The organism is Pseudokineococcus sp. 5B2Z-1, from assembly GCF_037482305.1.
Lineage (GTDB): Bacteria > Actinomycetota > Actinomycetes > Actinomycetales > Quadrisphaeraceae > Pseudokineococcus.
The window spans coordinates 699,882-706,510 of the sequence record NZ_JBBHZG010000001.1 but is presented as its reverse complement, the minus strand read 5'-3'; the positions used below and the strand labels follow the sequence as shown (position 1 = coordinate 706,510).

General features: G+C 78.1%; 7 protein-coding genes. 3 read left to right on the top strand and 4 right to left on the bottom strand.

Annotated elements, in window-relative coordinates:
- Positions 1 to 295 precede the first annotated feature (295 nt).
- On the top strand, positions 296 to 796 hold the full coding sequence (locus WDV85_RS02960) for an HNH endonuclease (protein ID WP_171204312.1): 501 nt from the start codon (positions 296 to 298) through the stop codon (positions 794 to 796).
- A gap of 127 nt (positions 797 to 923) precedes the next feature.
- Here WDV85_RS02960 and ligD (WDV85_RS02955) read toward each other — a convergent pair whose 3' ends face one another.
- Both ligD (WDV85_RS02955) and ligD (WDV85_RS02950) read right to left on the bottom strand, forming a co-directional pair.
- Positions 924 to 1,892 carry a non-homologous end-joining DNA ligase gene (gene ligD, locus WDV85_RS02955; protein ID WP_339569192.1) on the bottom strand — a complete coding sequence of 323 codons (969 nt, stop codon included), beginning with the start codon at positions 1,890 to 1,892 and terminating at the stop codon, positions 924 to 926.
- Complete coding sequence (gene ligD, locus WDV85_RS02950) at positions 1,889 to 2,890, bottom strand: non-homologous end-joining DNA ligase (protein WP_339569440.1); 1,002 nt, start codon at positions 2,888 to 2,890, stop codon at positions 1,889 to 1,891. The genes ligD (WDV85_RS02955) and ligD (WDV85_RS02950) overlap by 4 nt, the downstream gene beginning before the upstream one ends.
- An 89-nt stretch (positions 2,891 to 2,979) precedes the next feature.
- On the opposite strand from ligD (WDV85_RS02950), the gene ku reads away from it, so the two are divergent.
- Positions 2,980 to 4,089, top strand: coding sequence for a non-homologous end joining protein Ku (gene ku / locus WDV85_RS02945; protein ID WP_339569191.1), 1,110 nt, complete (start codon positions 2,980 to 2,982; stop codon positions 4,087 to 4,089).
- A 12-nt stretch (positions 4,090 to 4,101) separates the two neighbouring features.
- Here ku and WDV85_RS02940 read toward each other — a convergent pair whose 3' ends face one another.
- Positions 4,102 to 4,998 carry an alpha/beta hydrolase family esterase gene (locus WDV85_RS02940; protein WP_339569190.1) on the bottom strand — a complete coding sequence of 299 codons (897 nt, stop codon included), beginning with the start codon at positions 4,996 to 4,998 and terminating at the stop codon, positions 4,102 to 4,104.
- A gap of 162 nt (positions 4,999 to 5,160) precedes the next feature.
- On the opposite strand from WDV85_RS02940, the gene WDV85_RS02935 reads away from it, so the two are divergent.
- Positions 5,161 to 6,207 (top strand): App1 family protein, encoded by a 1,047-nt coding sequence (locus WDV85_RS02935; RefSeq protein ID WP_339569189.1) that lies wholly within the window; start codon positions 5,161 to 5,163, stop codon positions 6,205 to 6,207.
- Positions 6,208 to 6,258: 51 nt separating this feature from the next.
- Here the strand turns inward: WDV85_RS02935 and WDV85_RS02930 are convergent, their stop codons facing one another.
- Positions 6,259 to 6,435 carry a hypothetical protein gene (locus tag WDV85_RS02930; RefSeq protein WP_339569188.1) on the bottom strand — a complete coding sequence of 59 codons (177 nt, stop codon included), beginning with the start codon at positions 6,433 to 6,435 and terminating at the stop codon, positions 6,259 to 6,261.
- Between the last annotated feature and the right edge of the window lie 194 nt (positions 6,436 to 6,629).

Genomic DNA, 6,629 nt, shown 5'->3' with positions numbered 1-6,629 from the left:
ACGCCCCCCCCCGGCCCCGTCGAGGAGGTCCCGTGGCGGCAGCACCGGCGCGTCCAGCCCGATCCAGGGCCGGGTCGCGCCGCGGTGCCCCCGTCACGTCCCCGGCGGGAGCGGGCAGCTGCCCGTGGCCACCCGGCTGCGCACCAGCCCCGCGCTCCCCGCACCCCACGGCGTCGACCACCGATGGTCGGCGCCGTCGTGCGTCTCCCACCCTCCGCGCGCGACCCAGCCGCGGAGCGAGCGCTCGTCCCCCCGGTGCGGAGCACCGGCCCGGGACGCGCAGATCGGGGTCGTCATGCGCACTCTCGTCCTCAACGCCGGCTACGAGCCGCTCGGCGTCGTCTCCTTCAAGCGGGCCCTCGTGCTCGTCCTCGCCGGCAAGGCGGTCGTGCTCGCGGCCGACGAGCTCCCCGTCGTCGCGACGACGCTGAGCCTGCCCCGCCCGTCCGTCATCCTCCTCACCCGCTACGTGCGGGTGCCGCGGGCCCACGGCGTCGCCGTCTCCCGGCGCGGGGTGCTGCGCCGGGACGGCGCGCGGTGCGCCTACTGCCGGCGCTCGGCGACCACGGTCGACCACGTGCTGCCGCGCAGCCGCGGCGGTCGGGACACGTGGGAGAACCTCGTGGCCTGCTGCCTGCGGTGCAACGGCCAGAAGGGCGACCGGACCCCGGAGGAGATGGGCTGGGCGCTGCGGACCCGCCCGGCGGCGCCCGCCGGCCCGGCGTGGGTGGTCGCGGGCGTCGAGGCGCGGCCGGGGTGGTCGGACTACCTGCCGGCCGCCGCCGAGGTGGCCTGAGGGCGCACGGCGACCTGCGGAAGGCATCGTGACGGGGCGTCACCGCAGGTGGGAGGCCCGGCCGGCGCGCGGGTGGGCCGTTGCGCAGGTCGCTGTGCGCCCGCGAGCCGGGCGGCCCGAGCCGGGCTCAGCGCTCCGGCAGCCGCGGCCCGGGCCCGGTGACGTCGTCGAGGAGGTCGCCGTCCGCCTCCAGGCGCGCGAGGACCTGCTCGGGGGAGAGCTGCTCGAGGTGCTCGTCCACCTCGTCCCAGGTGCGCGGCGCGGCCACGCGCGGCTGCTCGCGCCCGCGCAGCGAGTAGGGCGTCACGGTCGTCTTCGACCACGTGTTCTGCGACCAGTCGAGCAGCACCCGCCCGTTCCGCCGGGCCTTGGTCATCGTCGCGACGACCTCGCGCGGGCGGTCGCGCGCGAGGGACTCGGCGAGGCGGCGCACGTAGTCGCGGACGACGTCGGCGTCCTGCTCGCCGGACACGGCGGCGTAGAGCTGCAGGCCCTTGCTGCCGCTCGTCACGGGGCGCGGGTCGAGGCCGTCGGCCTCGAGGCGCTCGGCGACGACGTGGGCCAGCGCCGCGCACTCGGCCAGCCCCGTGCCCGGCCCGGGGTCGAGGTCGACGACGAGGCGGTCCGGGTGCGCGGTGCGGACGGGCCCGCGGTCGTCCTCCGCCTCCGGTCGCCGGACCCGCCACTGCGGCGTGTGCAGCTCGATCGCGGAGAGGTTGGCCGCCCAGACGATCCCGGCGACGTCGTCGAGCAGGGGGGAGACGACGACCTCCGGCGGGGCGCCGCCGTCGGCGCGGCCGTCGCGCTCGGAGGAGCGCAGCGGGACGCGCGCCGTGCGCACCCACGACGGCGTGCCCGCAGGCGCGTTCTTCTCGAAGAAGGACGCGTCGCCGACGCCGTGGGGCCACCGCACGCGCGTGACGGGGCGGTCGCGCAGCTGGCGCAGGAGCGGCTCAGCGGCGCGGGCGACGTAGTCGAGGACCTCGGCCTTCGTCGTCCCGGTCGCCGGGTAGAGCACCTTCTCCAGCGACGTCAGCCGCAGGCGGCGGCCGCCGACCTCGACGACCTGGACGGTCGTCTCGTGCTGCGGGCTCACCGCCGCCACCTCCCGGAGCGCTCCTGGTCCGCGGCCTCGACCGTCGCCGCGTCGACGACGTCGGGCTCGGCGTCCTCGCGCAGGCCGACGTAGGACGGCTGGCGCAGCCGCCCGCCCGTCGTCGACCCGAGCGAGCGCACCTCGGCGAGGAGCTCCGGCTCCACCCAGACCGCGCCCCGGGCGTCCACGGCGGGCACGTCGGTCGCGAAGGGGGAGGCGCCGCGCGCCATCGGCCCCAGGCGAGGCGCGAGGTGGGCCGCGGCCCGCGGGCCGATGCCGCTGCCCACGCGCCCGAGGTAGACGAGGCGGCCGTCGGCGTCGGGCGCGCCCACGAGCAGCGCCCCCACGCGGTCGCGCGTGCCCTCCTGCGGGCGCCAGCCGCCCACGACGACGGTCCGCGCGGCGCGGTGGGCGGCCTTCACCCAGGCCGGGCTGCGCTCGCCGGGGCGGTAGGGGGAGTCCCAGCGCTTGGCGACGCCGCCCTCGAGGCCCTGCGCGCGGGTGGCGGCGAGCACGTCGGCGCCGTGGTCGAAGACGGGGGAGAGCTGCAGCGCCGCCCCGCCGACGTCGAGGCCCTCCCAGCGCGCGGCGAGCGGCTCGAGGACGGCGCGCCGCGCGCGCAGGGGCTCGGCCAGGAGGTCGCGCCCGCCGGCGCGCAGGACGTCGAAGACGACGTAGACGACCGGGGTGGAGCGCGCGGCCGCCGCCGCCCGGGCGCCCGAGAGGCCGAGCCGCGGCGCGAGGACGCCGAAGGACGGGCGCCCGGCGGCGTCGAGGGCGACGACCTCGCCGTCGAGCAGCAGGTCCTCGCCCGCGGCGGCCAGGCCCGCCAGGTCGGGGAAGGCGCCCGTGACGTCGCGCTCGGTGCGGCTGGCGAGGCGCGCCCGCCCGCCCGCGGTGGAGGCGAGCAGGCGCATGCCGTCCCACTTGACCTCGTACGCCCAGGCGCGCCCGTCCTCGGGGAGGGCACCCGGCGTGCGCGCGGGGGTGGCGAGCATGGGGCGCACCGGTCGATCATGGCCGCCACGGCGGACGAGCGCCGGGCGAGCCGCCCGGCGCCGGCTCCCCGCCGGGGAGGGGGTGCGTCGTGAGGGCCATCTGGAAGGGCGCCGTGTCCTTCGGGCTCGTCTCCGTGCCGGTGAAGGTCTACGCCGCCACCGGCACGAACGACGTCCGCTTCCACCAGGTGCACGAGGCCGACGGCGGGCGCATCCGCTACAAGCGCGTCTGCAGCGTCGACGGCGAGGAGGTCTCCTACCCCGAGATCGCCAAGGCCTACGAGACGGCGGACGGCGAGCAGGTGGTCCTCACCGACGAGGACCTGGACCAGCTGCCCCTGTCGACGAGCCGCGAGATCGACGTCGTCGAGTTCGTGCCGTCCGACCAGGTCGACCCGGTGCTGTTCAACAAGGCGTACTACCTCGAGCCGGAGCGCACGGCCCTCAAGCCCTACACGCTGCTGCGCGAGGCGCTGCGGGCGACCGACCGCGTGGCCGTCGTCAAGGTGGCGCTGCGGCAGCGGGAGTCGCTCGCGATCCTGCGGGTGCGCGACGACGTCATCAGCCTGCAGACGCTGCTGTGGCCCGACGAGGTGCGCGAGGCGTCCTTCGACGTCCTGTCCTCCGAGGTCGAGCTGCGCCCGCAGGAGACGACCATGGCGGCCTCGCTCGTGGAGTCCCTGGCCGGCGACTTCGACCCCGACGCGTTCAGCGACGGCTACGCGGCCGCCGTCACCGAGCTCGTCGAGGCCAAGATCAGCGCCGGTGACGTCCGCCGGCCGCCCGCGGAGGGCGAGGAGGAGGCCGGCGAGGGCGCGCAGGTGGTGGACCTGCTCTCGGCGCTGCAGCGCAGCGTCGACCGGGCCCGGCGCGACCGCGGCGAGGAGCCCGCCGAGGAGGCGCCCGCACCGGCGCGGCGACGCACGCCGGCCGCGGAGGAGCCCGCCGAGGACGCCGGGGACGACGCAGCGCCGGAGGCCCCGGCGCCGCGACGGCGCCGGACGGCCTCGTCCTCGAAGGGCACGTCGTCGAAGGGGGCGGCGTCGAAGACGACGGCCTCGAAGAGCACGGCCTCGAAGGGGACGGCGAAGGGCTCGACGTCCGGGGGCGCGAAGGGAACGGCCTCGAAGGGCTCGGCGTCGAAGGGCTCCGAGGAGGAGGCCGCGCCCGCGCGGCGGACGCGCAAGAAGTCCGCCTGAGGGTCCCGTCGGCTACGCGGGCGGCGTCGGTCCCGCCGCGAGCCAGCGGCGGACCGTCGCGGGGACGCCCGGCGCGACCTCGTGGCCGACCCCCGGCAGCACGCGGACGTCGAGGTCCGCGGCCGGTGCGAGGGCGGGGAGGTCGGCGAGGGCGGGGAAGCCCGTGAAGAGGAAGGGCACGAGGTCCACGCCGTCGACGGGCACGGCGTCGTCCTCTGCCCCCGCGAGGTGCAGGGCCGTGAAGGCGCCCGGGCACGTCGGCACCGCGACGGTGCCGTTGACGACGGCGATCGCGTCGACGACCTCGGGGCGCTCGCACGCCAGGCGGTAGGCGAGCATCCCGCCGTTGGAGTAGCCGACGACGTACGCGCGCTCCGCGCCGCGCGCCCGCAGGTCCGCGAGGAGGCGGGAGAGGTAGCCGACGTCGTCGACGTCGGAGCGGGCGGCCGACCCGCAGCAGCTGCCCGCCGCCCAGCTGGGGCGCTCCCCGAGGCCGGTCGGGAGGACGACGACGGCGTCGAGGTCGCGGCCCAGCGCCGGCGCGTCCAGGCGCTCCGCGGCCTGGGCCGCGCTGCTCGTGTAGCCGTGGAGCACGAGGACGGCCGTCCTCGCGACGGTGCCGGGCAGCTCGGCGGCCCGGACGACGTCGTCGCCCTCGGCCCGCAGGACGAGGAGCGGGCGCTCGGCGTCGGGCACAGCCTCGACGACGGGGTCGGGCACCAGCGCCGGCGGGTCGGTGCCGGCGGCGGCGCCCTCCCGCAGGTCGCCGCCGAGGGCGCCCGGGAGCTGCAGCAGGCCCGTCGTCGGCAGGGCGACGAGGGCCAGCGCGACCGCCACGACCCCCGCGAGCAGCCGGGGGCGCGCGAGCGCGGGACCGGGCGTGCGCGGGGAGCGGGGCGGGCGGGGCACGCGCGCATCCTGCGCGAGCGCACGACGGAGCGGGTAGGGCTCGCGCGTGATCGTGACCCGTCCGTGAGCGGGGCCGGCTCGGGCGCAGCGAGGGCCCGGGCCGGTCGGGGGAGCGCGGCAGCCTCGAGGGGCGGCGTCGGGGCCCTGTGGCAGGGTTCCGGCGTGGCCACCTCGGAGGACGCCGCCCCCGCCCTGCGGCCCCTGCACGCCCGCACCGTCGCCCTCGGCGACGCCCTGCACCGCCGCGCCAGCCGGCGCGCCCTCGAGCAGGGCTGGCGGCCGTCCATCAGCGTCTACGCCGGGTACGGCTCGCCGCGGCGCGTGCGCGTCCTCGGGCGCCTGCTGCTCACGGCCCCGGACGGCCGGAGCCCGAGCGAGCGGCCCGAGGTGGTCCGGGGGTGGCGGAGCTTCCTCACGGTCCCCGTGCGCGACGCCCCCGTCGTCGTCGAGGTGGCCGGGCAGCGCCACGACGTCCTCACCGACCGGGGCGGCTTCGTCGACGTCAGCCTCCCGGCCGACCTCGAGGCCGGGTGGCAGGAGGTCGTCCTCCACGCCGACGGCGCCGAGCCCGCCGCGGCCCCGGTGCGGATCATCGGTGACGACGTCGAGATCGGCCTCGTCAGCGACGTCGACGACACGGTCATGGTGACGGCGCTGCCGCGCCCCTTCCTCGCGGCGTGGAACACCTTCGTGCTCGACGAGCACGCCCGGAACCCGGTCCCGGGCATGGCCGTCCTCTACGAGCGCATCACCCGGGCCCACGCCGACGTCCCCGTCGTCTACCTCTCGACCGGCGCCTGGAACGTCGCGCAGACGCTCACGCGCTTCCTGCACCGCCACCTCTACCCGCGCGGGCCGCTGCTGCTCACCGACTGGGGCCCCACGCCGGACCGGTGGTTCCGCAGCGGTCGCCTGCACAAGGAGCGGAGCCTGCGCCGGCTCGCCGACGAGTTCCCGCACGTGCGCTGGCTGCTCGTCGGCGACGACGGCCAGCACGACGAGGCGATCTACGCCGACTTCGCCCGCGAGCGGCCCGCGAGCGTCGCGGCCGTGGCGATCCGGCACCTCTCGCCCACCGAGTCGGTGCTCGCGCAGGGCCTCCCGGCGCCGCAGGGCGCGCCCGCGCGCGAGGACTCCGACCACGCGTGGGTCTCCGCACCCGACGGCGCGGGCCTCGCCCGGCTGCTGCGCGGCACCGGCGTCCTCTGAGGGACGGCGCGCGCCAGCACCGCACCGGCCGCGCGCGCCGCGAGCCCGGCGCTAGGAGCGCTGGTCGCCCGCGGGGAGCGCGGGCGCGACGGCCGGCTCGGCCGCGACGACGTCGGCGGGTCGCCGACGCAGGAGGGGCGTGCGGTCGCTGCACCGCGTCTCGAACGCGGCCATCGCGAGCATCACGGGGAGGACGAGGACGGGCAGGAGGAGGGCGAGGTAGGCCATGGGCGCGCTTCCGTGCGACGTGCACGGCCGACGCGTCCACCTCGCCCCGGCCGTCGCGGGTCTCCCCGCGACGTCGAGGGTGGTGCAGGCCACCGCCGCCCGCATCCTCGACGCGCTCCTCCGGACGACACGGTCGGGTAACACCACCCGTCCGGCACCGTCGCGCGCGCGGGCGGCTCCCGTGCTGTGCTGTG

Coding starts and splice junctions, on each gene's coding strand:
- WDV85_RS02960 (WP_171204312.1), top strand. CDS start 296: ATGCGCACTCTCGTCCTCAACGCCGGCTACGAGCCGCTCGGCGTCGTC.
- ligD (WP_339569440.1), bottom strand. CDS start 2,890: ATGCTCGCCACCCCCGCGCGCACGCCGGGTGCCCTCCCCGAGGACGGG.
- WDV85_RS02930 (WP_339569188.1), bottom strand. CDS start 6,435: ATGGCCTACCTCGCCCTCCTCCTGCCCGTCCTCGTCCTCCCCGTGATG.